Origin of the sequence: Streptomyces sp. KR80 (genome assembly GCF_052245555.1) — a bacterium.
Taxonomy (GTDB): domain Bacteria; phylum Actinomycetota; class Actinomycetes; order Streptomycetales; family Streptomycetaceae; genus Streptomyces.
Map to the genome: position 1 here is coordinate 347,300 of NZ_JBQQCD010000002.1, position 24,530 is coordinate 371,829.

24 protein-coding genes are annotated in these 24,530 nt (G+C 72.1%); 8 read left to right on the forward strand and 16 right to left on the reverse strand.

Translation table 11 applies throughout. The annotated features are described in order from the left end of the window. Positions 1-46 precede the first annotated feature (46 nt). Positions 47-760: a maleylpyruvate isomerase family mycothiol-dependent enzyme gene (locus tag ACTWQI_RS04555; protein ID WP_443267650.1), complete on the forward strand. Its 714-nt coding sequence runs from the start codon at positions 47-49 to the stop codon at positions 758-760. 51 nt (positions 761-811) lie between these two features. On the opposite strand, the gene ACTWQI_RS04560 is transcribed toward ACTWQI_RS04555, so the two are convergent. Continuing rightward, positions 812-1,129 carry a DUF4326 domain-containing protein gene (locus ACTWQI_RS04560; protein WP_443267651.1) on the reverse strand — a complete coding sequence of 106 codons (318 nt, stop codon included), beginning with the start codon at positions 1,127-1,129 and terminating at the stop codon, positions 812-814. Between the two features lie 99 nt (positions 1,130-1,228). Here ACTWQI_RS04560 and ACTWQI_RS04565 point away from each other — a divergent pair, with 99 nt between their 5' ends. From ACTWQI_RS04565 to ACTWQI_RS04580, 4 genes are all read left to right on the forward strand, one after another. Further along, positions 1,229-1,567 (forward strand): ArsR/SmtB family transcription factor, encoded by a 339-nt coding sequence (locus ACTWQI_RS04565; protein WP_443267653.1) that lies wholly within the window; start codon positions 1,229-1,231, stop codon positions 1,565-1,567. After that, on the forward strand, positions 1,564-2,463 hold the full coding sequence (locus ACTWQI_RS04570) for an SRPBCC family protein (protein WP_443267655.1): 900 nt from the start codon (positions 1,564-1,566) through the stop codon (positions 2,461-2,463). Before ACTWQI_RS04565 ends, ACTWQI_RS04570 begins: the two co-directional genes overlap by 4 nt. Positions 2,464-2,602: 139 nt before the next feature. Then, entirely contained in the window at positions 2,603-3,421 is an 819-nt protein-coding gene (locus ACTWQI_RS04575) for an alpha/beta fold hydrolase (RefSeq protein WP_443267657.1), read from the forward strand. Positions 3,422-3,572: 151 nt separating this feature from the next. Next, the gene (locus ACTWQI_RS04580; protein ID WP_443267659.1) at positions 3,573-3,779 is read left to right on the forward strand and encodes a DUF1918 domain-containing protein; all 207 of its coding nucleotides are present in this window, start codon (positions 3,573-3,575) and stop codon (positions 3,777-3,779) included. Positions 3,780-3,791: 12 nt separating this feature from the next. On the opposite strand, the gene ACTWQI_RS04585 is transcribed toward ACTWQI_RS04580, so the two are convergent. Beyond that, positions 3,792-5,042: a glycoside hydrolase family 10 protein gene (locus ACTWQI_RS04585; RefSeq protein WP_443267660.1), complete on the reverse strand. Its 1,251-nt coding sequence runs from the start codon at positions 5,040-5,042 to the stop codon at positions 3,792-3,794. A gap of 181 nt (positions 5,043-5,223) precedes the next feature. Between ACTWQI_RS04585 and ACTWQI_RS04590 the strand changes: the two genes are divergently transcribed. Beyond that, positions 5,224-6,096, forward strand: a complete 873-nt coding sequence (locus ACTWQI_RS04590) for a 3-hydroxybutyryl-CoA dehydrogenase (protein ID WP_443267661.1) — start codon at positions 5,224-5,226, stop codon at positions 6,094-6,096. 279 nt (positions 6,097-6,375) lie between these two features. Here the strand turns inward: ACTWQI_RS04590 and ACTWQI_RS04595 are convergent, their stop codons facing one another. The 10 genes from ACTWQI_RS04595 to infC all read right to left on the reverse strand — a co-directional run bounded on the left by ACTWQI_RS04595 (position 6,376) and on the right by infC (position 17,563). Then, complete coding sequence (locus ACTWQI_RS04595) at positions 6,376-6,906, reverse strand: NUDIX domain-containing protein (protein WP_443267663.1); 531 nt, start codon at positions 6,904-6,906, stop codon at positions 6,376-6,378. 69 nt (positions 6,907-6,975) lie between these two features. Then, positions 6,976-8,313: a transcriptional regulator gene (locus ACTWQI_RS04600; protein WP_443267666.1), complete on the reverse strand. Its 1,338-nt coding sequence runs from the start codon at positions 8,311-8,313 to the stop codon at positions 6,976-6,978. 163 nt (positions 8,314-8,476) lie between these two features. Beyond that, positions 8,477-9,754, reverse strand: a complete 1,278-nt coding sequence (locus ACTWQI_RS04605; RefSeq protein ID WP_443267667.1) for a PP2C family protein-serine/threonine phosphatase — start codon at positions 9,752-9,754, stop codon at positions 8,477-8,479. A gap of 336 nt (positions 9,755-10,090) precedes the next feature. Continuing rightward, complete coding sequence (gene pheT / locus ACTWQI_RS04610) at positions 10,091-12,640, reverse strand: phenylalanine--tRNA ligase subunit beta (RefSeq protein ID WP_443267668.1); 2,550 nt, start codon at positions 12,638-12,640, stop codon at positions 10,091-10,093. After that, a complete protein-coding gene (gene pheS / locus ACTWQI_RS04615) occupies positions 12,640-13,788 on the reverse strand; it encodes a phenylalanine--tRNA ligase subunit alpha (protein WP_443267669.1) in 1,149 nt (382 codons plus the stop codon). Before pheS ends, pheT begins: the two co-directional genes overlap by 1 nt. Positions 13,789-13,915: 127 nt before the next feature. After that, positions 13,916-15,082, reverse strand: a complete 1,167-nt coding sequence (locus ACTWQI_RS04620; protein WP_443267671.1) for a sensor histidine kinase — start codon at positions 15,080-15,082, stop codon at positions 13,916-13,918. Between the two features lie 37 nt (positions 15,083-15,119). Beyond that, the gene (locus ACTWQI_RS04625) at positions 15,120-15,977 is read right to left on the reverse strand and encodes a TrmH family RNA methyltransferase (protein ID WP_443267672.1); all 858 of its coding nucleotides are present in this window, start codon (positions 15,975-15,977) and stop codon (positions 15,120-15,122) included. A 145-nt stretch (positions 15,978-16,122) separates the two neighbouring features. Further along, a complete protein-coding gene (gene rplT, locus ACTWQI_RS04630; protein ID WP_443267674.1) occupies positions 16,123-16,506 on the reverse strand; it encodes a 50S ribosomal protein L20 in 384 nt (127 codons plus the stop codon). 98 nt (positions 16,507-16,604) lie between these two features. Further along, a complete protein-coding gene (gene rpmI, locus ACTWQI_RS04635) occupies positions 16,605-16,799 on the reverse strand; it encodes a 50S ribosomal protein L35 (protein WP_443267676.1) in 195 nt (64 codons plus the stop codon). Between the two features lie 119 nt (positions 16,800-16,918). Then, on the reverse strand, positions 16,919-17,563 hold the full coding sequence (gene infC / locus ACTWQI_RS04640) for a translation initiation factor IF-3 (RefSeq protein ID WP_443267922.1): 645 nt from the start codon (positions 17,561-17,563) through the stop codon (positions 16,919-16,921). 382 nt (positions 17,564-17,945) lie between these two features. Between infC and ACTWQI_RS04645 the strand changes: the two genes are divergently transcribed. Next, a complete protein-coding gene (locus ACTWQI_RS04645; protein WP_443267677.1) occupies positions 17,946-18,335 on the forward strand; it encodes a DUF1844 domain-containing protein in 390 nt (129 codons plus the stop codon). A 33-nt stretch (positions 18,336-18,368) separates the two neighbouring features. On the opposite strand, the gene ACTWQI_RS04650 is transcribed toward ACTWQI_RS04645, so the two are convergent. The 4 genes from ACTWQI_RS04650 to ACTWQI_RS04665 form a co-directional block, all read right to left on the reverse strand. Next, positions 18,369-19,238 carry an aquaporin gene (locus tag ACTWQI_RS04650; RefSeq protein ID WP_443267679.1) on the reverse strand — a complete coding sequence of 290 codons (870 nt, stop codon included), beginning with the start codon at positions 19,236-19,238 and terminating at the stop codon, positions 18,369-18,371. 57 nt (positions 19,239-19,295) lie between these two features. Further along, positions 19,296-20,036 carry an SseB family protein gene (locus tag ACTWQI_RS04655; protein ID WP_443267681.1) on the reverse strand — a complete coding sequence of 247 codons (741 nt, stop codon included), beginning with the start codon at positions 20,034-20,036 and terminating at the stop codon, positions 19,296-19,298. Positions 20,037-20,170: 134 nt separating this feature from the next. Then, positions 20,171-21,361, reverse strand: a complete 1,191-nt coding sequence (mycP, locus tag ACTWQI_RS04660; RefSeq protein WP_443267682.1) for a type VII secretion-associated serine protease mycosin — start codon at positions 21,359-21,361, stop codon at positions 20,171-20,173. Then, positions 21,358-22,116, reverse strand: a complete 759-nt coding sequence (locus ACTWQI_RS04665) for a hypothetical protein (protein WP_443267684.1) — start codon at positions 22,114-22,116, stop codon at positions 21,358-21,360. The genes mycP and ACTWQI_RS04665 overlap by 4 nt, the downstream gene beginning before the upstream one ends. 1,204 nt (positions 22,117-23,320) lie before the next feature. Between ACTWQI_RS04665 and ACTWQI_RS04670 the strand changes: the two genes are divergently transcribed. Further along, the gene (locus tag ACTWQI_RS04670; protein WP_443267685.1) at positions 23,321-24,529 is read left to right on the forward strand and encodes an amino acid deaminase/aldolase; all 1,209 of its coding nucleotides are present in this window, start codon (positions 23,321-23,323) and stop codon (positions 24,527-24,529) included. The last annotated feature ends 1 nt before the right edge of the window (position 24,530 follow it).

Here is a 24,530-nt window from a genome sequence, read left to right on the forward strand (position 1 = left end):
GTTGATCCGTCGGATCGAGGACTGCCCGGCCTACCAGGGAGACCCGGTGAAACACATATCCGCATCGCATGAGTCCTTCGCGGAGATCGCCGCCGCCGCGGCCCGGCTGCTGACCGGGCTCGAGAAACTGACCGACGCCGACGTGTCCGCGCCGTCCCGGCTGCCCGGCTGGACAAAGGGGCACGTGCTCAGCCATCTCGCGCGCCAGGCACCGGCGCTGGAGCGGCTGCTGGAGTGGGCCCGTACGGGAGTGGAGAACCCGCAGTACGCCGACCGGGCGGCGCGGGATGCGGAGATCGAGGCGGGGGCGTGCCGGCCTGCCGCCGAACTGGTCGCCGACATCGCCGAGACCGCCGCGCGCTTCCAGCGAACCATCGAGAGCCTCCCGGGCCCCGCCTGGAGGGCCACCATCCAGCCCTTCACCGGTGAAGTCTGCACCCCTGAACGGATTCTGGTGATCCGGCTGCGCGAGCTGGAGGTCCACCACACCGACCTGGACATCGGCTACGGATTCTCCGACATCCCGCAGCCCGCGCTCGGGATCGTCCTGGACGACGTCACCGGGTATCTCGCACCGGCGGACGAAACCCCTCACTTCGTCCTGCGCGACGAGAACGGCGAGGTGATCCACCGGTTCGGCACCGGCGGCCCGACCGTGAGCGGTCCGCGCGCCGCCGTGCTCGCCTGGCTCACCGGCCGGTCGGCAGGCGAGGGGCTCACCTCGACCGCCCCTCTGCCCGTACTGCCCGGCTGGATCTGACCGCGGGGCGAGAGCAGGCCACCGACGCGAGGACGCCAGGGCCGCGCGCCGTCACTCGTCGTCGAGGGAGTCGGCCAGCTCCGCGATGACCTGGGCGTGGCAGGGCTCGGGCACACACCAGCAGCCGAGCCGACGACCGCGCAGCCCCGGCAACAGGGCGAGAAGGTCGGGACGGCCCAGGAGCCAGGCCCGGTACTTCTCCACCACCGCTTCCCGGGTGCCGTCCGGGCCGGGCCGGAAGGGGCTGGCGAGCGGGGACCCGTCGAGGGCCCATCCGCCGCGATGCATGGGACGGCCGACGTAGACGACGTCCGCGAAGTCGGGATCGTCTCGGTGGCCATGGAGATTGACGACCGTCGTCTTGCTCATGTCTCTCATCCTCGCTGACTCGTCGCCCCTGCACGGATGACAGCGCCCCTGGCATGTATGCCTTGGCAGCTATATAGCCGTCCAGATATATTCATTCCTGTGTCCATACCCTTCGACGTGCTCGCCGAGCCGACCCGGCGGCGGATTCTGGATCTGCTGCTGGAGCGGCCCCGCCTGGTCGGCGAACTCACCGACCACCTGGGGCTGAGCCAGCCCGGCACCTCCAAGCACTTGCGCGTGCTGCGCGAGGCCGGTCTGGTCCGGGTCCGCCGGGACGCCCAGCGCCGGTGGTACGAGCTCCGCCCCGAACCTCTGGCGGAGGTGGACGCCTGGCTCGCCCCGTACCGACGGCTGTGGGAGGAGCGGCTCGACGCCCTCGAACGGCACCTCGACGCCCTGCCTGACGCACCCGGCAGCAACCGGAAGGACGAGTCATGAGCAAGGCGAAACTGACCACGGTGGAAGGCCGCCCCGTCCTGCGCATCGAGCGGCGGCTCGCCCACCCGCCCAAGAAGGTCTGGCGGGCCGTCACCGAGCCGGAGCACCTCAGCCGGTGGTATCCGTTCACCGTCACCGAGCTGGACCTGCGCCTCGGCGGGAAGATCCGTTTCGACGACGGGCAGGGCTCGACCCTGGAGGCCGTCGTCACCGAGCTCGAGCCTCAGCGGCGCTTCGCCTTCAGCACCAATGCCCCGGCGGGGACCAGCCGCGAGAGCGACGATCTCGTGCGATTCGAGTTGCAGCCCCTGGATGCGGGCTGCCTGCTGGTCTTCACGCACGTCTTCGACGACCGCTACGGCGCGGCCAGCTACGCCAGCGGCTGGCAGGTATGCCTCGATGCGCTGGAGGCGGTGGTCGACGACCGGCCCGTCGAGGCCGGCTATCCCGTCGCCGAGATGCACGACGCGTACGTCGAGAGGTTCGGCCTGGACAGCGGAACCGTGTCGGAGACCGCGGACGGGTGGCTGGTCCGTTTCGAGCGCCAGCTGACCCGGCCCGTCGAGACGGTGTGGGCGGTGCTGGGTGGCCAGACGCCCCCTCGCGGTCCCCAGGTCGGCGGACCCGTGCCGCAGGCCTTCACCAGCGACGAGGTGGCATCCGGAACGGTCACGTCCGTCAAGGCACCGGCGCTGCTGGAGTACGAGTGGCAGTCCCGTGGGCGCGCGGCGGGCCGGGTCCGCTGGGAGCTATCCAGCGGCACGGGCCACGGCGCCCGGCTCGTCCTCACCCAGACCGGGCCGAATGAGCTCGCCGCCGAGCGCTCCAGGGCACTGAAGGTGTGGAAGGCCCGGATCGCCGCCCTCGCCGAGCAATTGCGCGGCCTGCCGCGCTGACCGGGACCCCCACTGGCCTCCGTCGCGGACGCGGCTCCGGGATCTCCGCACTCCGCGTGCCATCGGGTCTCGTCCACCGCGAGCATGGTGGGAGGTGATGCCCCTGCGATGCCGGAGCCGAACTGGGAAGGCGGCCGTGATGAGCACCATCGACGTCGGCGGCGCCACGCTGTACTACGAGCGGCGTGGGCACGGGCCCCCGGTGCTGTGCATCTCCGGGGTCACCGGCGACGCCGGTCACTGGACCCGGTCGGCGGAAGCGCTCGCGGACGAGTTCACGATGGTGTCGTACGACCGTCGGGGCAACTCGCGCAGCCCGCGCCCCGAGAAGTGGATCTCGACGTCCGTCGGCGAGCAGGCCGACGACGCCGCGGGGTTGCTGCGCGGGCTCGATCTCGCTCCGGCCGTGGTGCTCGGCGCGAGCGGCGGAGGGGTCATCCTCACCAACCTCGTGCTGCGCCACCCCGACGTGGTGCGCGGAGCGATCATCCACGAGCCGCCGTTCATCTCCGAGAGCTCCGACCCCGATGCGGTGGGCAGGCAGTTGAGGGCCGTGTTCGAGGGGGGCCTGGCCAAGGGCGGGCTGCCAGGTGCGATGGAGGCCCTCCTCTACTGGGCCTGGGGCGCGGAGGGCCTCGCCGCCGTCGACCCGGAGGTGCGGAGCCGCCTGCTGTCCAACGGGGAGGTCTTCTTCGGCAGGGAACTCGAAGCCTTCATCGAGTACCTGCCCGCACCGGAAGAACTCGCCGGTGTGCAGGTCCCATGCATCGTCGCGGCCGGCGCCGAGAACCGCGAGCCCACGGCGCCTTACCACCACGGATACGAAGAGTCGCAGTGGCTCGCCGCCCAGATGCACACGGAACTCGTCGAGCTGCCGGGCAAGCACGCGCCCTACTTCACGCACCCGGCCGAGCTGGCCGAGGCCCTGCGCCCCCTGCTGCGCAGGCTCACCGGCTGACCCGGAGGCGACGGGCCCCGTCACCCGGCGGGTGCGCCCCTGAACGGCCGCGCGCACGGGCGCACCGGGCGGCTCGGGCCATAGACTTGACCGCACGGAGCGCCGCACTCTGGTGAGAGGCGCAGTACCCCCGAGCGGGAGGTCACCGCAGATGGAAGCCAAAGAAGGCGACACGCTGCTCGTGCACGGCAGGACCGTCGGACAGCACGATCGCAAGGCCAAGATCATCAAGGTCATGGGGGACCATGGCGAGCCGCCGTACAAGGTGCGCTTCGAGGACGACGGCCATGAGGCTGTGGTGTCCCCCGGCCCCGACTCCGTCGTTCGGCACCCGGGCGAAAAGATCCCGGGCAAGTAGGACACGACGACCTCAGCGCGGCGGGCGCACCGGCGTCGGATAGTGGTCGGCGACTACTCGGGCCATCGCCCCGATCGGGTCGTCGGCCACTTCCCTTCCCGAGAAGAAGACGTTGCCGCGCACCTGCAGCCAGTTCTTGTCGAACGTGAGATGGCGGGACAGCTCGGCCGGGTCCTGCCAGGGGTCGGGCTGCGCCGGGTCACCCGCCTTGTAGAGCGCCTCGCCGATGAAGAGATCCACCCCGGTACCGTCGACGACGCGTGACCACCAGGGCACGAGCTTGGCGTAGTCCGCCGCCTCGAATCCGATGTGCCAGTAGACCTGCGGGACGACGTAGTCGATCCAGCACTTGCGCACCCAGCCGCGGGTGTCCGCGTACAGGTCGTCGTAGGTCTGCACACCGGCCCGGGTCTCGGAGCCCTCGGGGTCGGTGGCACGGTTCCGCCAGACGGCGAAGGGGCTGATCCCGAAGCGCAGCCGGGGCTTGATCCTCTTGATCCGGTCGGCCGTTTCGCGCACCAGACGGTCGGTGTTGTCGCGCCGCCATGCGGCCCGGTCCGGGAAGCCCGTGCCGTACCGCTCCCAGGCCGCGTCGTCGTCGAAGACCTCTCCCGGTCGCGGATAGGGGTAGAAGTAGTCGTCCCAGTGCACGGCGTCGATGGCGTAGCCCTGCGCGGCGTGGAGCATCGCGTCCTGGACGAACCGCCGGACCTCCGGCAGCCCCGGGTTGTAGTACAGCCTGCCGCCGTAGGGGACGACCCACTCCGGGTGCAGCCGCGCGGGGTGGGCGGGGACCAGCCGCGAGGGGTCGGCGTGGTTGGCTATCCGGTACGGGTTGAACCAGGCGTGCAACTCCAGGCCGCGCCGGTGGGCCTCGCGCACCGCGAAGCCGAGCGGGTCCCAGCCCGGATCTCCGCCCTGCTCACCGGTCAGGTACTCGGCCCAGGGCTCGTACGGCGAAGGCCACAGCGCGTCGGCCGTCGGCCTCACCTGAAAGATCACGACGTTGAGCCGCCGCCGGACCGCCGTGTCGAGGAAGCCGATCAGCTCCTCCTGCTGCTGTGCCGCGGGAAGCCCCGGCCGGGAGGGCCAGTCCCGGTTGGCGACGGTCGCCAGCCACATGCCGCGGAACTCCCGTCGCGGGCGCCGGATGACACCCAGCTCGCCGCCCGGGTCATAGGCCATCGTGTCTCCTGCCGTCAGCAGTCCGGACAGCGCTCCCGCCGTCCCGGCCGCGAAGGATCTTCGTGTGATGTGCCACATATGTCGCCCCCTGTCGGCCCCTGGCCCTACGGCCAGTAAATGCCCGCCCCCGCCTCGATCGGCACCCCGGGGCGCGGAGTAACGTCTGGGGCGTCAGGGCAGGCGTGCCCGGTTCCCGACGCCGAACGGCGGGGACCGTTCGCCCGCCCGACGGCCGAAGAAGACCAGCGAAAGGCACGATGTGACGGACACGAAGGCCGACGTGGCACGCGTCGGAGTGGTGGGCTGCGGCCAGATGGGCGCGGGAATCGCGGAGGTGTGCGCCCGTTCCGGCCTGGAGGTCCTGGTCGCGGAGACCACCGGCGAAGCCCTGGAGATCGGCCGGACCCGTCTGACCACCTCGCTCGACAGGGCGGCGGCCCGCGGAAAGATCACCAAGGAGGAGCGGGACGCCACGCTGGAGCAGCTGAGCTTCACCACCGACCTCGGAGAGTTCTCCGACCGCGATCTGGTCATCGAGGCCGTCGTCGAGAACGAGCAGGTCAAGACCGAGATCTTCCAGGTCCTTGACCAGGTGGTCGCCCGGCGGGACGCGATACTCGCCTCCAACACCTCCTCCATTCCGCTGGTCAAGCTGGCCGTCGCCACCTCCCGCCCCGACCAGGTCATCGGCATCCACTTCTTCAACCCGGCCCCCGTCCAGCGGCTCGTCGAGCTGATCCCGGCGCTGACCACGGGTGACGAGACGATCAGGCGCGCCGAGAAGCTCGTCGCCGATGTGCTCGGCAAGCACGCGATCCGCGCCCAGGACCGCTCGGGCTTCGTCGTCAACGCCCTCCTCATCCCGTATCTGCTCTCGGCGATCCGGATGTTCGAGTCGGGCATCGCCAGCCGTGAGGACATCGACAACGGGATGGAGCTGGGCTGCGCCCACCCCATGGGACCACTGAAGCTGTCGGACCTGATCGGTCTGGACACCGTGGCCTCCGTGGCCGAATCGATGTACGAGGAGTTCAAGGAGCCGCTGTACGCCGCTCCCCCGCTGTTGCAGCGGATGGTCGAAGCCGGCCGGCTCGGCCGCAAGACGGGGTCGGGCTTCTATCCGTACGAGTAGTCCCGGGCAGGCGTACTCCCCGCTTTTCCGCCGCGCTCACCGGGCCGTTCACAGACGCCGCCCCGTTCGCCATGGTCGTGCGAACGGGGCGGTGGGCCGCCGGGCCGGGGGAAGAGCGCTGGCGGCCCGGTTCCCGAGGTGGCTCCCTTCTCACTCGCGGTGACGATTCAACCGCGGTACGGGGCGGGGCGGCAGCGTGTGCGGCCGGACGGTTCGGGTCCGCGATTCACACGGGGTGCGCGCCCCAACGTCCGCGCATACGCCCGTCGCCGGTCGGGCCTAGCCGAGCCGGATGTGGTGCAGGAGGAGCAGCGCCGCGGCCATGTTCGCGGCGGGAACCTCACCGCGCGCCACCATGTCGGGGATCAGCTTGAGCGGGACCCATGCGCGCCGGTCGGACTCGAAGTCGTCCTCGGGGTGACCGACGTAGCCCGCTTCGTCGGCCCAGTAGATGTGATGCCGGGCATCGGTGAGCCCGTTGGACGGCTCGACCGACAGCAGATGGCGCAGCGGGCCGGGGCGCCAGCCCGTCTCCTCCTCCATCTCACGGGCCGCGGCCGCCGCGATGTCCTCGCCCTCCTCGACGACCCCTGCCGCGAGCTCCCAGCCCCAGGCGTCGGTGATGAAGCGGTGCCGCCACAGCAGGAGGACTTCGTTCGCCTCGTTGACAGCAGTGGCCGCTGCGACGGGCCGCAGCCGGATCACGAAGTGGTCGAGGTGTCGGCCGTCGGGGAGCTCGACGTCGGCGAGATTGACCCGGAACCAGCGGTTCTCGTACACGGTCCGCTCCTTGAGATTTTTCCACCGCACGCGTCCGCCAGCCTCCGCCGTGTAGATGGCACCTCGGCAACGTCCCGACAGGAGAGGGTTCGAATGAGCTCACAGCGGAACGCGCAGCGCTCCGTCGATCAGTTCGGCGGCGTCGGCCGTCGCCGCGCACCTGCTGGCGACCAGGTGGTCCCGTACGGCTCGGAGCCGGTCCCGCAACCGCTGTGACTCCATCCCGCGGGCCGTTTCGGTCATCTCCATCGCGGTGACCACGGCCTGGTCGGCGTCTCCCTGGCGCAGTTCGATGTGGGTGAGCATGGCCAGCCGGTGCACCCGGCCCCGGTCGTGGGCGGGGGTGCCGACGGCGGCCGTCGCGTGCTCACGTGCCCCGCCCAGGTCACCGAGGCTCAGCAGCGCCTCGGCCACCTGCACGTTGACCAGACCCGGCTGTACGTAACCGGTCTCCGCGGGCTCCTGGCCGCGCCGGATGCGTTCCGCGGAGACCTCCGCCCGTCGGATGCAGGACAGGGCGCTCGTCCCGTCGCCCAGCCTCGCGTACGCCTTGGCCTGCATCGCGTAGAGGTCGGCGGCGAGGGCCGGAGTGATGTGCGGGCCCGCGGCCCGGAGCGCCGACTCGGCGAAGGCCACGGCCTGCCGGTACTCGCGCATGAAGAGCGACTGGTTGACCAGCAGCGCGATGACATAGCCGCCCAGGCCGCGGTCACCGCTGGCCTTGGCGAGCCGCAGCGCCTGGTGGAAGTAGCGCTGCGCCAGGCCGTGGGCGTCCGAGTCGTACGCGCAGATGCCCGCGACGGCCACCAGCCCGCCGGTCGCGCGATGGAGCTGGCGGCCGGTCTCGTCGGTGTAGCTCCCGCGCAGCAGCGGCGCCGTCTCGGAGTTGAGGAACCGTACGATGCGGGCCCTGGTCGCGATGCCGCCCGTCTTGCGGTACATCTGCTCGTAGTGGGCGCGGGCGGCCCGCAGCATCTCGATGTCGGCCATGCTGACGTGGGTCTGCCCGTGCCGGGAGACATCGGCGTCCTCCGGTGGGTTCTCCCACTCCCACACCGGAATGACCGCCGGCGTCCCGGTGAGTGCGGGTGCGCCCACGACATGCGGACGTTGCTGCTCGTCGGACCGCCAGAGGGCGGTCGCCCGCTCGACGAAACCGCAGAGCGGCGTGCTCGCGGCGTGGCCGGCACCGGGAGTGCCGAGGCCTATGTCGTCGTGGGTGAGCGAACGGTGCAGCCGCTCGCCGAGGACTTCGCAAATCAGGTCGGGCACCTGGCCGCGCGGACGCTGGCCCTTGAGCCAACGGGTCACGGCGGTGTGCTCGTAGCGAAGGTGCAGGCCCCGGGCGCGGCCCGCCTCGTTGACGTGTGCGGCCAACCCGGCGTGGGAGATGCCGGCTTCGTCGAGAACGGCGTCGAGCAGAGTGTTGGGCTCCATGCTGCCCTCCCGGAGTGCTCGGTGCGGCACAGCGTAATGGGGCGCGGCGCACACGGGGTGTGAACGGAACGCACTGGTCCGGTGTTGCGGTCTCAAGCGCGTGGCCGGATCCGCTGCAGTCGTGCACCCGCGCGCCGGTACGCGGTCGACGGAGCGCCCGTACTCAGTCGACGGCCGAATGGACGGTCCGCGCATCCACGCGGTGCCGGGCGGCCGACTGGGCGGGCAGCCGCTGGCGGTCGTTGCGCAGCACCATCAGCGCGATGTCGTCCGTGAGCCGGCCTCCGGTGTGGCGCAGCAGCGCCGCCTCCACGCCGTCGACCACGGTACGGGGGACGATTCCGGTGCTCGCACCGCCGACCGCCGCGGCGGCCACCTCCTGGCGCAGCGGGAAGAACTCCCCCGCAGAGTCGCGCGCTTCCTCGGCGCCATCGGTGTGGAGCAGCAGCGCCTGACCGGGCCGCAGCGGTACGCAGCCGACTTCGGGCAGCTCCGCGGGCAGCGGAAAGGCGCCCAGCGGCGGCAGCGGATCGGCGTCAGCCGCCGGCCTGACCCGCACCCTTGGCGGGGTGTCCGTGCCCTCCCCGGCCAGGAGGTACGGCCACGGGTGCCCGCAGTTGAGGGCCACCACATCCCCGTACTCCCGGACCTCCAGCAGCAGTACGGTCACGAAGTCCTCAGCCGTCGGATGGTCCGGCGCTCCTTCCTGCCGCTCCGGGGATCGCCCCTCACCCGCCGCCGGGTACGGGAACCGCGAACACTCCCGCAGATGCCGGTGCATGGCCCGATCCAGCCGCCGCAGCACTCCGGCGAGCTCAGGTTCGTCGTGCGCCGCGTCCCGGAAGCTGCCGAGCAGGGCTGCGACGGTCCCGACGGCCGCGAGTCCATGGCCGCGCACATCTCCGATGATGATCCGGACGCCATGGCCCGTGGCCAGCGCCTCGTAGAGATCGCCGCCCACGCAGGCCCCGCGGGTCGCGGAAAGATGACGGGCGGCCACGGTCAGCCCGTCGAGCTGCTGCGGCAGGGGGCGCAACAGCACCTGCTGCGTGGCCACGGCGATCTCCCGGGTGTGTTCCAGCTCGCGGAGCAACCGCAGCCGACGGCCTGTGGTCAGATAGCCCGCCACGACGACGGCGAGGATGGCGCAGCAGGTGCCGACCCGGGTGTCGAGGTCCTGATGGCGCTCGACGGCGCTGAGCGGTACCAGGGCGAAGATCGCACAGAGCCCGCCGAGCAGTACGCACTGGCGCCGGCCGCTCCCGGCGCAGGCGATGGCGGGAGCCGCGGCGAGGAGCTGGACCAGGTGGGTTCCGGACGGGCGGAACAGTTCCCAGGCGACGACACCCAGGACCCAGAGGCCGGGGAGGGCGAAGACGAACCAGCGCCAGGCTCGAGAGGCGCCGGTGCGCGCGCCGCCCCACGCCCTCTCACCGATCATGCCGGGGCCTCCCCTGTCGGGCTTCGCGGCGGTCGGCAGGGTCCTAGGTCGCTGATGCGCGGCGGCCTTGACGACCGGATCGATTCTGGCGACAGTCCGCACCCGTATGACCACTCACCGTCGAGATGTCACACGATCGGGGGACTTCATTCTCGCCCAGCTACCTCTGAGGGTGCCCCCAGAGGTGCCCCTCAGCCGCGGTCGGCCGACCAGACTCCGCTGGGGCGAGGGGCCGGGGGCCGAAGGGAAGGCCCGGACCTCGGCACCCACCGCAGCATGGGGCCCGCCCGGTCCACCCGGGCGGGCCCCATGGTCGTCAGTGCGGGCCGCAGGCTGCTACGCCCCGCGCAGGACCGCTCCAGTGCGCTCGGTGGCGGACGCGACGGCCGCGTCGCGGGCCGTAGAGGCCTCCTCCACGGTCAGCGTCCGGTCCGGCGCGCGGAAGCGCAGGGCGTACGCCAGGGACTTCCGGCCCTCGCCGATCTGCTCGCCGGTGAAGACGTCGAACAGCCGCAGCGACTCGAGCAGTTCGCCTGCCCCCTCCCGCAGGGCGGCCTCGACGTCGGCCGCCGGAACCGAAGCGTCCACGACGAGCGCGACGTCCTGCGTCGCCACCGGGAAGGTGGCGACGGACGGGGCCTGGACGGGGCCCTGACCCGCCTGCTCCAGCCTGCTCAGGTCCAGCTCCATCCCGCACGTGCGCTCCGGCAGGCCCAGCGTCTTGACCACGCGCGGGTGCAGCTCGCCGGCGAAACCGACGCGCTGCTCCGCTCCGTCGATCACCACATGCAGCCCGGCGCATCGGCCCGGGTGCCACGGTCCGTACTGGTCCTGACGGATGATCAGCTCTGCTCCGGCCTCGCGGGCGACCGTACGGGCCGCCTCGACCGCGTCGGCCCAGTCGGCCGGACGGCCCTCGCCCCACCAGCCGGCCTGCTCGCGAGAGCCCGCGAGGACGACGGCGATGTGCCGCGGTTGCGCGGGCAGTGCCGCGTTCAGCTCCGCGATCTCCTCGTCCGTCGGCCGGCGGTCGACCGGCAGGATCGCCGCCCTGCCCTGCTTCTCGGCGGCCCGGAAGACCAGACCGGTCTCGAAGAGCGCGAGGTCGTGCACGCCGCGCCCATGATTGCGGCGCAGCGCGCCGAGCAGCCCGGGGAGCAGCGCGGTACGCAGCGCCGGCTCCTCGTCCGACAGCGGGTTGACGAGCTTGACCACGCTGCGGCAGGTGTCCTCCGCGTCGAGGCCGAGCTGGTCGAAGATCGCCTCGCTGATGAACGGGTAGTTCAGCGCCTCGACGTAGCCGGCGCCGGCGAGCGCCCGGCCGACCCGGCGGTGGAGTCGCTGACGGTCGGTCAGGCCGCGGCCGGCGGGCAGCCGGGGAAGCGTCGACGGCAGGTTCTCGTAGCCCTCGAGTCGGATGACCTCCTCGGCGAGGTCGTTCGGGTCGCGGAGGTCGGGCCGCCAGCTGGGCACGGTGACGACCAGCTCGTCCTGGCCGGCCACATCGCAGCCGACCTGCTGCAGCCGGCGTACGACGGTCTCGCGACCGTAGTCGACACCCGCAACGCGGTCCGGGTGGTCCGCGTGCATCGCGACCGTGCGCGAACCGGTCGGCGTCACGACCTCGGTGACCCCGGCCTCGGCGGTGCCGCCCGCGAGCAGCACCAGCAGGTCGACGGTCCGCTGTGCGGCCGCCGCGGCGGCCTCCGGGTCGACGCCGCGCTCGAAGCGCTTCGACGCCTCCGAGGACAGCTTGTGGCGCCGGGAGGTGCGGGCGATCGCGATCGGATCGAAGTGCGCGGCCTCGATGACGATGTCGGTGGTGCCCTTGCCGGCCTTCTCGGCAGCCGAGGTCAGGAGGCTGGTCTCCGGGGCGATGGCGGCGTCGGCGATCTCGGTGTCGGCACCGCCCATGACGCCCGCGAGTCCGATGGGCCCGGAGTTGTCGGTGATCACCAGGTCATCGGCGTCGAGCGCCCGGTGGGCCCCGTCAAGGGTGGTGAACTTCTCGCCCTGGATCGCGCGCCGCACGCCGATCGGTCCGTCGAGCCGGGACCGGTCGTAGGCGTGCAGTGGCTGGCCCAGCTCGAGCATCACGTAGTTGGTGATGTCGACGGCGAGCGAGATCGGGCGCATTCCGGCCTTCTGCAGCCGTCGCTGCAGCCAGATCGGGGAGCGCGCCTCGGGGTCGATGTCGGTGACCGTGCGGGCGGTGAACCGGTCGCAGCCCTGGGTGTCCTCGACCTTGACCCGGTAGCCGTACTCGTTGGGCGTGGGCACGTCGAGCAGCGCCGGGTCGCGCAGCGGCAGGCCGTACGCGATGGCGGCCTCGCGCGCGACACCGCGCATCGACAGGCAGTAGCCCCGGTCGGGAGTGACGGCGATGTCGAGGACCTCGTCGACCAGCTCCAGCAGCTCGATGGCGTCGCTGCCGACCTCATGCCCCGGCGGGAGCACGATGATGCCGTCGTGGTCGTCGCCCATGCCCAGCTCGCGCTCCGAGCAGATCATGCCTTCGGAGGTCTTGCCGTACGTCTTCCGTGCGGAGATCTGGAAGTCGCCGGGCAGCACGGCGCCCGGGAGGGCCACGACGACCTTGTCGCCGACGCGGAAGTTCAGCGCGCCGCAGATGATGTTCTGCGGCTCGCCCGTCTTGTTCGCCATGCCGACGTCCACCTGGCAGTAGCGGATCGGCTTCTTGAACTCCGTCAGCTCCTCGATGGCCAGGACCGTGCCGACCACCAAGGGGCCCTTGAGGCCGGTGCCGAGCTGCTCGACGGTCTCGACCTCGAGCCCTGCGGCAATGAGCTTGGCCTGTACGTCACGACCGGTCTCACCGGCCGGCAGGTCGACGTACTCCCGCAGCCAGGAAAGCGGGACCCGCATCAGATCTCCATCCCGAAAGGCCGGGTGAACCGGACGTCACCCTCGACCATGTCTCGCATGTCCTCGACGTTGTGGCGGAACATCAGCATCCGTTCGATGCCGAACCCGAAGGCGAATCCGCTGTACTTGTCCGGGTCGATGCCCGCGGCGATCAGCACCCGGGGGTTGACCATGCCGCAGCCGCCCAGCTCGATCCAACCCTCGCTGCCACACGTGCGGCACGGGCGGTCCGGGTTGCCGACCGATTCACCGCGGCACACGTAGCACTGCATGTCCATCTCGGCGGAAGGCTCGGTGAACGGGAAGAAGTTCGGCCGCAGCCGGGTGCTCATGCCCTCCCCGAACAGGGCCTGGACCATGTGATCCAGCGTGCCCTTGAGGTCGGCCATGGTCAGGCCCTCGTCGACGGCGAGCAGTTCGACCTGGTGGAAGACCGGCGTGTGGGTGGCGTCCAGCTCGTCCGTACGGAAGACCCGGCCGGGGCAGATCACGTAGATGGGCGGTTCGCGGTCGAGCATCGAGCGGACCTGCACCGGGGAGGTGTGCGTACGGAGCACGATCCCGGAGTCCTCGGGCACCTCTGCCCCCGCGGCGGAACCGCCGCCGGCAGCGGTCTGCACGAAGAAGGTGTCCTGCATGGCGCGTGCCGGGTGGTCGGGCGGGAAGTTCAACGCGTCGAAGTTGAACCACTCGGCCTCGACCTCGGGCCCCTCGGCGACCTCGTAGCCCATCGCGACGAAGACGTCCTCGATCCGCTCCATCAGGGTGGTCAGCGGGTGCCGGGCGCCAGCCGGCGTGCGGTCGTACGGCAGTGTGACGTCCACCGCCTCCTCCACCAGCACACGCTCGTCGCGCTCCGCCTCCAGCTCCTCCTTGCGCGCCTTGAGGGCGCGGCCGACCTCGGCGCGGGCGCCGCCGACGCGCTTGCCCGCGTCGGCCTTGGCATGCGGCGGGAGGGCGCCGATCTCGCGGTTGGCGAGGGCGAGCGGCGAGCGGTCGCCGGCGTGCGCGACCTTGGCCTCGTGCAGGGCCTCGAGATCGCCGGCGGCGGCGATGGCGGCGAGCGCCTCGTCGCGCATGCGGGCGATCTCTTCCGGTTTCAGTACCTCGACCTCGACAGGGTCGTACGACTTATTGGGTGCCGACATCTCTTCCCGTGTTTCCGATAGCTGCTGGCGCGGCCCACGCTCGGTGGCAGGGCGGCCGAGGGGCCGCCGGAGGTGCCAAAACTCGAGTCTACGGGGCGCGGGGGGCCTCAGGAGCCCGCGGGCACAGTCAGGCCAGGAAGGCCGGGGCGCCCACGGGCAACGTAAATCGGAACTGGGCGCCGCCGCCGGGGGCGCGGCCGACCTCGATCGTCCCGCCGTGCGCCTCGACGATGCCCTTGACGATGTACAGGCCCAGGCCGGTGCCGCCGCGTTTGCTGCCCCGCCAGAAGCGGGTGAAGACGCGGTCCATCGACTCCTCGGGGATACCGGGGCCTTCGTCCTTCACGGTGACGGCCGTTCCTTCTTCCGTAGCGGGCGATACGGCGGGTGCCCCCGCGCGAGCGCGCCGGGTGGGGGCCGGTGCCACTTCAATGGTGACCTTTCCCTCGCCGTGCCGCACCGCATTTTCCAGCAGATTGCCCAGCACCTGGTCGATCTTGTCGGGGTCGGCCCAGAGATCCGGGAGCGGATCGACGACATCGACCTCGAAACGCTCGGGGCGCTGGCCGGTGCCGGTCAGCGCGGCCACGTGGCGCCGGACGGCGGCCACCATGTTCACGGGCTGCCGACGCACTTCCAGGCGGCCGGAGTCGATCCGGGAGATGTCGAGCAGCTCCGCGATGAGCCGGGTGACGCGATTGGCGTCGGAGTCGACGGTCTCCAGCATCAGCTTCTTCTGGTCGTCCGTGAACCGCTCCCACTTGGCCAGCAGGGTGGCCGTGAATCCCTTGACCGAGGTGAGCGGGGACCGCAGTTCGTGTGCGACGGTGGCGATCAGCTCGGCGTGGCTGCGCTCGGTGCGGCGCCGGGCCTCGGTGCCGCGCAGCGAGATGACCAGCCGGTAGACCGGCCCGCCGGCGCGGCGGCGTACGTAGCGCGCGGTGACCATGACCTCGCGGCCGCCGGGAAGGAGCAGGTTCCGCTCGGGCTGGCCGACCCGGATGGCGAGGCCCCCGTAGGGATCGGTGACCGTCCACCAACGGCGGCCCTCGAGGTCCACCAGCGGCAGCGCGCGCTCCACCGGGAGACCGATCATCTCGTCGGAGCGGCGGGCGGTGATGCGGGCGGCCGCGGCGTTGAAGCAGACGACGCGGCCCGTTTCATCGGCGACGACGAGACCGTCGGGCAAGTCGTCGGAGTCCATGCCGAGATCTCGCAGGTCCGGGCGCCAATCGGCGAGGGAGCCGGAGGCGCCGGCGCCCTCCGTGCAATGATCCGAAGTCCTCACGTCCATACCCGCACCCCCCTCTCTTCCCCGGCCCGCAACCCTACTAGCTCGACGTCACGGAGCGGCACCCTCCGGGAGCACGCTGCGCACGAGCGGATGCGTAGAGGCATACGGCGGCGGCGGTCGCGAGATTCAGGCTCTCGGCCCTGCCGTGCAGGGGGACGCGCACCACCTCGTCCGCGAGCGCGCGGGTCTCCTCCGGCAGGCCCCACGCCTCGTTGCCGAAGATCCAGACGGTGGGACGGCCGAGGACCCCCTCGTCGAGCTCGGTGTCCAGGTCCCGTTCGCCGGATCCGTCGGCGGCGACGATCCTCGAGCCCGCTGCGCGCAGGCCCCGTACGGCCTGCTCGACGGGCACGCCGACGGCGACGGGGAGGTGGAAGACGCTGCCGACGGAGGCCCGTACGGTCTTGGGGTTATACAGGTCGACGGAGGCGTCGGTCAGGACGACGGCGTCGGCTCCGGCGGCGTCGGCACAGCGCAGCACGGTGCCCGCGTTGCCGGGGTCGCGGACATGGGCGAGGACGGCGACGAGCCGGGGGCGAGCCTTGATGATCTCCTCGAACGGCCGGTCCAGGAAGCCGCAGACACCGACCAGTCCCTGGGGGGTGACGGTCTGCGAGATCCCGGCGACCACCTCGTCCGCCGCGGGGTGGATTCGTGCTCCGGTGGCACGCGCGGCCGCGACGATGTCGGCGTACCGCTCCATCGCCTCGGCGGTCGCGAACAGCTCGATCAAGGTGGGTCGTCCGCCATCGCCGCGGTGTTCGACCGCCTCGCGCACGGCCTGCGGGCCCTCGGCGATGAACCGGCGCTCCTTCACGCGGAAGTTGCGCCGGGCCAGCCGTCGGGCGGCGACGACGCGAGGGGATCGTGGGGAGATCAGCTCGGGAGCCGCCATGAATCACCTTCGGGGTTCGGGAGTTGGGCGACGCATCCGGGCCGCGAGGCGCGCCTGCGGGTCCGCCGCCGTCCGGCGGCCCGGACACCAGCGGACCCGCAGGCCCCTCGGGCCTGCGGGTCCGCTCACGCTGCTGGGTGCCTGCTCAGGCGGCCTTGGGGGCGTTGACGTCGGTCGGCAGCGCCTTCTGGGCCACCTCGACGAGCGCCGCGAAGGCGGTGGCGTCGTTCACCGCGAGCTCGGCCAGGATCTTGCGGTCCACCTCGACGTTGGCGGCCTTCAGCCCCTGGATGAAGCGGTTGTAGGTGATGCCGTTGGCGCGGGCGGCGGCGTTGATCCGCTGGATCCACAGCTGGCGGAAGTCGCCCTTGCGCTTCTTGCGGTCGTTGTAGTTGTAGACGAGAGAGTGGGTGACCTGCTCCTTCGCCTTGCGGTACAGGCGGGAGCGCTGGCCGCGGTAGCCGCTGGCCTGCTCGAGGATCGCCCGGCGCTTCTTGTGGGCGTTGACTGCCCGCTTGACGCGTGCCACTTGTTAACTCCTTGTGCGGGGCCGCGGTTGCCTCACCCGGCCCGGTCGAATAGGTCCTGGTCTGCAGACGTTCGCCCCGGGTCGACGGGGCGTTCACGTCACTTGCCGAGAAGCTTCTTGATCTTCTTGGCGTCGGCCGGGGCCATCTCGGCATTGCCGGTGAGGCGACGTGTCACGCGGGACGACTTGTGCTCGAGCAGGTGGCGCTTGCCGGCGCGCTCGCGCAGCACCTTGCCGGAGCCGGTGACCTTGAAGCGCTTGCTGGCACCGCTGTGCGTCTTGTTCTTCGGCATAGCGCCGTTCTCTCCTCGTCGGTGGCGCTCCCCCCGGCCGGTGAACCGGCAGGCGCGAGCGTCAGTTGTTTCGGTTGGTGTCCGGGGCGGTGACCCCGGCGATCCCGGATAACCCGGGATCACGCCTCGGAAGGCTCCTCGGCGGGCCGCTCCGTGGAGTGGTGCCCCGGAGACTGGTCCATGTGGGCAACGCCCTGGCGCTCCGCCTTGCGGGCGGCGGCCGCCTCGCGGGCTTCGGCCATCGCCTCGGTCTTCTTCTTGTGCGGACCGAGAACCATGATCATGTTTCGGCCGTCCTGCTTCGGGTTGGACTCCACGAAGCCGAGCTCCTGGACGTCCTCCGCCAGTCGCTGGAGCAGCCGGTAGCCCAGCTCGGGGCGGGACTGCTCACGGCCACGGAACATGATCGTGATCTTGACCTTGTCGCCCTGCTTGAGGAACCGGACTACGTGACCCTTCTTGGTGTCGTAGTCGTGCGGGTCGATCTTCGGCCGGAGCTTCATCTCCTTGATGACCGTGTGCGCCTGGTTCTTGCGCGCCTCACGCGCCTTCATGGCCGACTCGTACTTGAACTTCCCGTAGTCCATGAGCTTGCACACGGGCGGACGGGCGGTCGCCGCGACCTCGACCAGGTCGAGGTCGTACTCCTGCGCAAGCTCCAGTGCCTTGGCAAGCGGCACGATGCCGACCTGCTCGCCACTGGGACCGACAAGTCGCACCTCGGGGACTCGGATCCGGTCGTTGATGCGGGGCTCGGCGCTGATGGGGCCTCCTCGGTTGCACCACGCGAATGTCTGGCGGACAGCCGCGTTACGTTGTCTGTCGTCGACCCCGCCCGCAGGACGCGAAAAACGCCCCGAACGGCCACAGGCGGGGCTCCTCACAACCGGGAACACCGCCGCGTTGTTCCGCGGGGCGCATCGAGCGGCTTCGCATCGCCCTTACGGGACGATGGGCACCGCCTGACCGGTGACCCGCCAGCCCGAGGGCCGGCCAGGTGGGAGATCGGAGCCTCCACTTGCGGGCCGGGCACTGGCGTGTCCGGCCGGTCGTTCACCAAGCATACCAGCGTCCAGGGCGCCACCACTCGCCGGTGCGTGGGCCATAGGCTGAGGTCAACCGTCCAGCCGAAAGTGAACCGGAGTTATGAGCGACGCCACCCCCGCCCCACAGCAGCCGACGCCGGACCCCGAGGGGCAGGCCCCCGACTTCGACACCATGACCCGCGACATCGCGGAGGTGCCCGCCGTCGAGGTGATCACCACGGTCGCCGTGCACCTGATGAGCGCTGCCGCGGTCAACCTCGGCCTCGCCGAGGACGGCCCGGAGCACAAGGACCTGGACGAGGCGCGCAAGCTGATCACCGCGCTGGCCGGCCTGGTCACGGCGAGCGCGACGGAGGTCGGCTCGTATCACGCGGCGCCGCTGCGGGACGGGTTGAAGTCGCTGCAGCTGGCCTTCCGTGAGGCGTCCGCGGTGCCGGACGAGCCGGGCCAGGGCCCGGGCGAGAAGTTCACCGGTCCGGTGTTCGGCTGACCCCACCGGCTGCACGGCCCGCCCGGCCCCATCTCATTCCCGGATGTCGTCGGGCTTCCTGGATTCGCGGATGCCGGCGGGTTCCGCGGATTCCTGGGCGTCGTGGGGGTTCCCGGGCTCCGTGATGCCACCGGGATTCCCGGGCTCCGGGATGTCGGCTGCAGCCCCGGGTTCCTCGACGGCCACGGCGGGGTGGGTGACGGCGCTCGCCAGCGCGGCGAGCACCCCGCCGACGAGCGGGGCGACCAGGAAGAGCCAGAGCTGCGTCATCGGTGCCGAACCGCTGAACAGCGCGGGGGCCAGGCTGCGCGCCGGGTTCACCGCCGCGCCGGTGAGCGGGATGCCGATCAAGGTCACGACGGCCAGGGCCAAGCCGTACGCCACTCCGCCGAAGCCGAACAGCGCCACCCCGCGGGTCACCGCCAGGAAGACGTAGACCAGCAGGAAGGTCAGCACGAGCTCGGTGACGAGGGCGCCGAAGATGTTGATCCCGACGGCCGAGCGGTAGCCGTAGCCGTTGGTGCCGAATGCGCCCGTCGTCTCGAGTCCCGGCACCTGCTTGGCGACTAGGAAGAGCAGCGCAGCACCCACGACGGCACCGGCCAGTTGCGCCACGCAGTACTCCACCGCGGTACGGACCGTGATGCGCCTGGCCATCAGCACACCGAGGGTCACCGCCGGGTTGAGGTGGCACCCCGAGATCGGGCCGAGCGCATAGGCGAGCGCAACCAGCACGAACCCGAAGGCCAGGGCGATGCCGACGGTACCGACGTACTCGGCGCCGAGGACGGCCGAACCGACCGCGAAGAACACAAGCAACAGGGTCCCGAGGAATTCGGCCCCGACGGTGCGGGTGTCGAACGCCGGCGCGCCGATGGTGCGCTGGGTCGTCGTCTCCGCCATCACGCCTCCTGAGCAAAGATCACAAAGTTTCTCTGCATTGTGGGGCGTATCGGGGCATTACGTATGCCGTTCGAAGAGCGGCTCGCCGGGGATCACCGCATTCGGAGGCAGCAGCGCCAGGTCGAGGCCGCGTACCAGTCGCGCCCTGAGCACCTCGTGGGCGGCCAGGGCGGTGGCCACCCGCCGTGCCACCTCGGGGGCCGTCGACCCGGCCGCGAGGCCGAGTGCGAGTGTGCCGTCGGCGTCGCCGCCCGGGGCGAGGTGGGCCCGCAGGACCCCGGGCTCATCCGCCAGCACCTCCCGTACGGCGTCGGCGACGGCCGGATCGGCCAGCGGGTCCGTGCTCTCCCGGCCCTCGGCGAGGGCCAGCAGCGCGCGCCCGGTGAGCTGGTACGGCACGGGACCGGCCAGATCGAGGACCACGGTGTCCGCCTGCTCGTGGGCGGCGGCCTGCAGGACCTGGTGCAGCGGTACGGGCACGGGCCGGGCCTGGGGATCCCAGCGCGCCAGCGACTCGGTGGAGGTGAACGCGGGCAGCGCACGCCTGCCGTCGGGGCCCTCGAGGGTGGGTACCGCCATGTCGCTGGTCTTGTCCCGGCGCAGCCCCTCCGGTCCGGTCTCCACTTCGCCGAGGACTGCGACCACCGGTACCAGCAGCCGGGCGCCGGGCAGCGCGGAGAGCACCTGCGGCTCGGCGGCGCGGTCGTCGGCGTAGGCGGCGAGTGCCGCCGCCAGCCGGGGGTCGGCGGAGCCGTCGTCGTCGGAGAAGCCGGGGTCAGGGATGTTCTTGAGCGCCACGGCACGAGGCTATCGGCATGTGCCGCGTCCGGATCCTCCCCCTGGGGACACCTTCCGGGCCGCCAGGCCCAGGGGGACTATCGCTGGGGACCCCCATGCTCCCGGTGACCGGTGGGTGGTCGCCCCCGGCCAGGTCAGCCGAGGGGTGTGGGCGGGCGCCGGCCACCGCGCCAGAGGGCGAGGGCCGATACCAGGAGCACGGCGCCCGCCGTCCCCACCGCGGCCGCCAGCCAGCCAACGCCGCCGTCCCCGGACCCCTCCTCGTCGGGGCCTGCGCCGAAGTAGCGCTGCTCGTACGCCGCCGGGGTGGGCCGCTGGGGGCGGGGCTTCAGCTTGGCGCCCGCCTCGATCGCCGCCGCCGGGTCGACCATCCCAGCGCCCCGCTCGTCGCTGTGCCCGCCCTTGGGGCTGTTCCGCGCGGTGTCGGCGAGGAGTTTCTTGATCTGGACGGGGCTCAGGTCGGGGTGGGCGGAGCGGACGAGGGCGACGGCGCCGGAGACGAAGGCGGCGGCGGCACTGGTGCCCCAGCCCTCGTAGTAGCGGCGGTCGGGGTCGGCGATGACGACATCGACGCCGGGTGCACACACGGTGGCGTACCAGCGGCGGGTGGAGAAGGGGGCGCGGGAGCCGTAGCGGTCGACGGCGGTCACGGCGATCACGCCGGGGTAGGCGGCGGGATAGGAGATACGGTCGCCGTCCTCCCCGCCGTTGCCCGCGGAGGCGACCACGACTGCGCCCTTGCTCAGGGCGTACTGGACGGCGGCGTCCTCCTGTGGCTCCGGGTGGGCCGACTCGCTGTCGTCGCCCAGGGAGAGGTTGATCACGTCGGCGCCGTGGTCGGCGGCCCAGCGGATCCCCTCCGCGAGTGCGCCCCCGCGCGCCCCGCGGGCCTTCTTCCTGGCCGGGTCGCCGTCCTCGAGGATTACCCGGACCGGAAGGATCTTCGCCTCCGGGGCGACGCCGAGCACGCCGTCCCCGCGGCCCGGCCCGTGGCCGTGCCCGGCGATGATGCCGGCCATGGCGGTCCCGTGCCGGGCCCAGGAGCGATCGCCCCGGCCCGCCCCGAACCCGATCAGGTCCTTTCCGGCGACGACCTGGCCTGCGAGGTCCGGATGCTGGTCGTCGACCCCGGTGTCCAGGACCGCGACGGTGACGCCACCGCCCTTGGTGGTCTGCCAGGCCGTCTGGGCGCGGAGGGCGTCCAGGGCCCATTCCTGGGCCTGTATCTCGTCGGCGTGCGCGGGGGCCGTGGTCAGCAGCGCGATCACGACCGTGGCCGCGGCCATGGCGACCGCCCGGATGCTCCGGGGCCCGCCGGTGGTCATGTGGGCTCCTTCACGGCCTCGGCGGCGGCTTTGCGGAAGCCGCGTTCTATGCGGTCCACGACGCCGCGTGCGTCGTGGCCCAGACCGGCCTGGCCCGGAGTCGACGTCGCACCGGCCGCTGCGGCCTCCTCCGCCGGCGCCGGAGCGTCGACGGCCCGCCCGTCCGCGAAGCCCGTCACGGCGTAGACGACGGCCGGGGCGTCGGTGAGCACCCGGACCGTCCAGGTCGCGCGCTGCGGGTCGCCGAAGCCCTCCGCTGCGGTGCCCTTGGCGGCGTACGGCCGGGGCATCAGGTCGCTGCGCCGGTCGAGGTTCTCCTTGGCGAACCGCTGCCGCAGGGTCCGCATGCCGTCCGCGTCGGCCTTGGTGACCACCAGCCCGACGGTGGTCACGCTGCTCGTGGTCGCGTCGACGTAGGTGGCGCGGAGCAGTCGCTTGCAGCCCGTCGGCGACAGCACCCTGGCCAGCAGCGGGTCGAAGGCCCCCTTGCAGCCGCTGTCCGGTGCCACGGCTATCCGGGTCCACACGCGGTCTGCGCCGCCCGGCCCCGCGTCGGCACCGCGCAACCTGCGGGGGAAGAGCCGGTCCACGGGAACGCTGTGCCACAGCTCGCCCGCCGCGCGGAAGGCGGCACCGGCCCCCGGCTCGTCGTCGGTCTCTCCGGTGAGCCAGCTCCCGGCGGCGGCTCCGCCGAGGAGTCCGACCCCGAGCACGAGACAGGCCACGACGGCGGCCAGGCGGACCGCGGGCCGCATCCGCGTGGCAGGGAAACCGGCTGCCGGCCACCAGGGGCGGCCCGTCGGCGGGGCGGGCCACGGCGCCGGCTGGGCAGCAGCATGCGCTCCGGTGGTTCCGGACCAGGACATGACCGGAGGACGCGGCGCCCCGAAGGCCGACGCGGGAGTCCCGGCGGTTGTCGGAGCCTGTGCCGTGTGTGGCCGCCCGCCTTCCGGGGGCCCCGACACGCTCCACGGAGGAGTCGGCGCGGTGTCCCCGCCGGAGGCGGGGCTGTCGTTGAGCACCGCGGCGGACTCCGCGGGTGATGCGTACGGCGTACGGGGCCCCTCGAAGGCGGGATCGGCCGCGCCCGCGCCGCCCCTTCTCCCGTTGGGCCGGGAGCCTCTTCCGTTGGGCCAGGAGCTTCTTCCGTTGCGCTGGGAGCCGCCAACGGCGGGCGGCACCTCGGGCGGAAGCGGTTGCCGCCAGGGCGCGCCGGGCACCCCCTCACGGGCGTGCAGCCCGGCAGGATGGGCCGACCCGTTTCCGGGGTCGGTCTGCGGGGCCCTGGCCCCGGCAGGCGCGCCGGACTGCCCGGAGGCGACGCCGTGGCTCGCCGTCGCTCCCCCGACCGCGGGCGACGGGGGTGTCGCGGGCGGCGGCGGGACCGGCATGGCACTCCGAGCCCCGGCAGCGGCGCCGTCCTGGTGGGGCTGCCCGGGCGGATACGACGGGCGAGGAGGCACGGTCGACGGGGCGGCACCACCCGTAGCGGAAGGGCCCGGGGGCACGGTTCCCGGGACCGTCGCACCCGGGACGGACGCCCCGGAGGCCATCGTGGGCGGAGGCGACGTGACGTGTGGGGCGGGGCCTGGAGACGAGGCGGCCCGCGGAGGCGGCGGTCCGGCGGGAGCCGTGGCGGGGCCCCCGGCCGCTTCCGGCGCGGCCGTACCAGGTGGGGCAGAAGACGCGCCGGCGGAGCGAGACGAGCGGGGCGAGGCTGTGCCCGGCGCTTCGGCGCTCATCCGGCCCCCCTCGCTCATGACTCCGCGTGCCGCCGATCGCCTTTCGGGGCAAGTCAGTTCATAACTGGACATCACGCCGTCGCCCCAGCAGGGCCACGGCGTTCGCGTCACTCTACGGGCTGGTGACGCCCGGGCTCCAACCCGCCTGGAATCTTGGCCGGTTTGCCCCAACCGTGCCTCTACCCAGCGGTAATGGCGTTCTGGCAAGGTGGTCCGCATGTCCGCCCCCCATGCCGACCGCGCCCGCTACGACCGGGCCACCGCGCACCTCGACGCCCCCCTCGCCATCGTCGACCTCCCCGCCTTCGACGACAACGCCGACGATCTCCTGCGGCGTGCCCGAGGCAAGCCGATCCGGGTGGCGAGCAAGTCCGTACGGTGCCGTGCGCTGCTGGAACGCGTGCTGGAGCGCGACGGGTTCGCAGGCATCATGTCCTTCACACTCGCCGAGTCGCTGTGGCTGGCCCGATCGGGGTTCGACGACGTACTGCTGGCGTACCCGTCGGCCGACCGGGCCGGCTTCGCCGAGCTCGCCGGCGACCCGAAGCTCGCCGCGGCGGTGACGGTGATGGTGGACGACACCGCTCAGCTCGATCTGATCGACGCGTCCCGGGGCGGGCCCGGCGGCTCCGAGGAGATCCGCGTCTGCCTGGAGTTGGACACCTCGCTGCACCTGCTGGGCGGCCTGGTGCGGGTCGGTCCGCGCCGCTCCCCGCTGCGGACCCCGGCCGGGCTCGCCGACCTGGCGCGGGCGATAGCCCACCGTCCCGGCTTCCGGCTGGTCGGCCTCATGGCGTACGAGGGCCACATCGCCGGTGTCGGGGACGCGATCGCGGGCCGCCCGCTGCGGTCCCGCGCGATCCGGCTGATGCAGTCGGCCGCGAAGAAGGAGCTGGTGGCGCGGCGCGCCGAGACCGTGCACGCGGTCCGGGCCGTGGCGCCGGACCTGGAGTTCGTCAACGGGGGTGGCACGGGCAGCGTGCAGCACACCGCGGCCGAGGACTCCGTGACGGAGATCGCCGCGGGCTCAGGCCTTTTCGTACCGAGGCTGTTCGACCACTACACCTCCTTCCGCGGACGTCCCGCCGCGCTCTTCGCCCAGCCAGTGGTCCGCCGCCCCGGCGTCGGCGTGGTCACGGTGCTCGGCGGGGGCTACCCGGCGTCGGGGGCGGCGGGCGCCGACCGGCTGCCGCAGCCGTACCTTCCGGAGGGGCTGCGGTACAACCCCCTGGAGGGAGCGGGGGAAGTGCAGACGCCGCTCCTGGGCTCGGCGGCGGACGATCTGCTGATCGGCGACAAGGTGTGGTTCCGGCACGCGAAGGCCGGTGAACTGTGCGAGCGCTTCGATGAGTTGCAGCTCGTCGACGGCGACCGGGTGGTGGCGACGGTGCCCACCTACCGCGGGGAGGGCTGCACGTTCCTCTGAC

Excerpts from the sequence above, each read along its gene's own strand:
- ACTWQI_RS04600 (WP_443267666.1), bottom strand. The coding sequence starts at position 8,313 with ATGGAGCCCAACACTCTGCTCGACGCCGTTCTCGACGAAGCCGGCATC.
- ACTWQI_RS04585 (WP_443267660.1), bottom strand. The coding sequence starts at position 5,042 with ATGTGGCACATCACACGAAGATCCTTCGCGGCCGGGACGGCGGGAGCG.
- ACTWQI_RS04645 (WP_443267677.1), top strand. The coding sequence starts at position 17,946 with ATGAGCGACGCCACCCCCGCCCCACAGCAGCCGACGCCGGACCCCGAG.
- pheS (WP_443267669.1), bottom strand. The coding sequence starts at position 13,788 with ATGTCGGCACCCAATAAGTCGTACGACCCTGTCGAGGTCGAGGTACTG.
- ACTWQI_RS04620 (WP_443267671.1), bottom strand. The coding sequence starts at position 15,082 with ATGGACGTGAGGACTTCGGATCATTGCACGGAGGGCGCCGGCGCCTCC.
- ACTWQI_RS04650 (WP_443267679.1), bottom strand. The coding sequence starts at position 19,238 with ATGGCGGAGACGACGACCCAGCGCACCATCGGCGCGCCGGCGTTCGAC.
- ACTWQI_RS04670 (WP_443267685.1), top strand. The coding sequence starts at position 23,321 with ATGTCCGCCCCCCATGCCGACCGCGCCCGCTACGACCGGGCCACCGCG.
- ACTWQI_RS04625 (WP_443267672.1), bottom strand. The coding sequence starts at position 15,977 with ATGGCGGCTCCCGAGCTGATCTCCCCACGATCCCCTCGCGTCGTCGCC.
- ACTWQI_RS04605 (WP_443267667.1), bottom strand. The coding sequence starts at position 9,754 with ATGATCGGTGAGAGGGCGTGGGGCGGCGCGCGCACCGGCGCCTCTCGA.
- ACTWQI_RS04575 (WP_443267657.1), top strand. The coding sequence starts at position 2,603 with ATGAGCACCATCGACGTCGGCGGCGCCACGCTGTACTACGAGCGGCGT.
- ACTWQI_RS04570 (WP_443267655.1), top strand. The coding sequence starts at position 1,564 with ATGAGCAAGGCGAAACTGACCACGGTGGAAGGCCGCCCCGTCCTGCGC.
- rpmI (WP_443267676.1), bottom strand. The coding sequence starts at position 16,799 with ATGCCGAAGAACAAGACGCACAGCGGTGCCAGCAAGCGCTTCAAGGTC.
- ACTWQI_RS04560 (WP_443267651.1), bottom strand. The coding sequence starts at position 1,129 with ATGAGCAAGACGACGGTCGTCAATCTCCATGGCCACCGAGACGATCCC.
- ACTWQI_RS04665 (WP_443267684.1), bottom strand. The coding sequence starts at position 22,116 with ATGCGGCCCGCGGTCCGCCTGGCCGCCGTCGTGGCCTGTCTCGTGCTC.
- pheT (WP_443267668.1), bottom strand. The coding sequence starts at position 12,640 with ATGCGGGTCCCGCTTTCCTGGCTGCGGGAGTACGTCGACCTGCCGGCC.
- mycP (WP_443267682.1), bottom strand. The coding sequence starts at position 21,361 with ATGACCACCGGCGGGCCCCGGAGCATCCGGGCGGTCGCCATGGCCGCG.
- ACTWQI_RS04580 (WP_443267659.1), top strand. The coding sequence starts at position 3,573 with ATGGAAGCCAAAGAAGGCGACACGCTGCTCGTGCACGGCAGGACCGTC.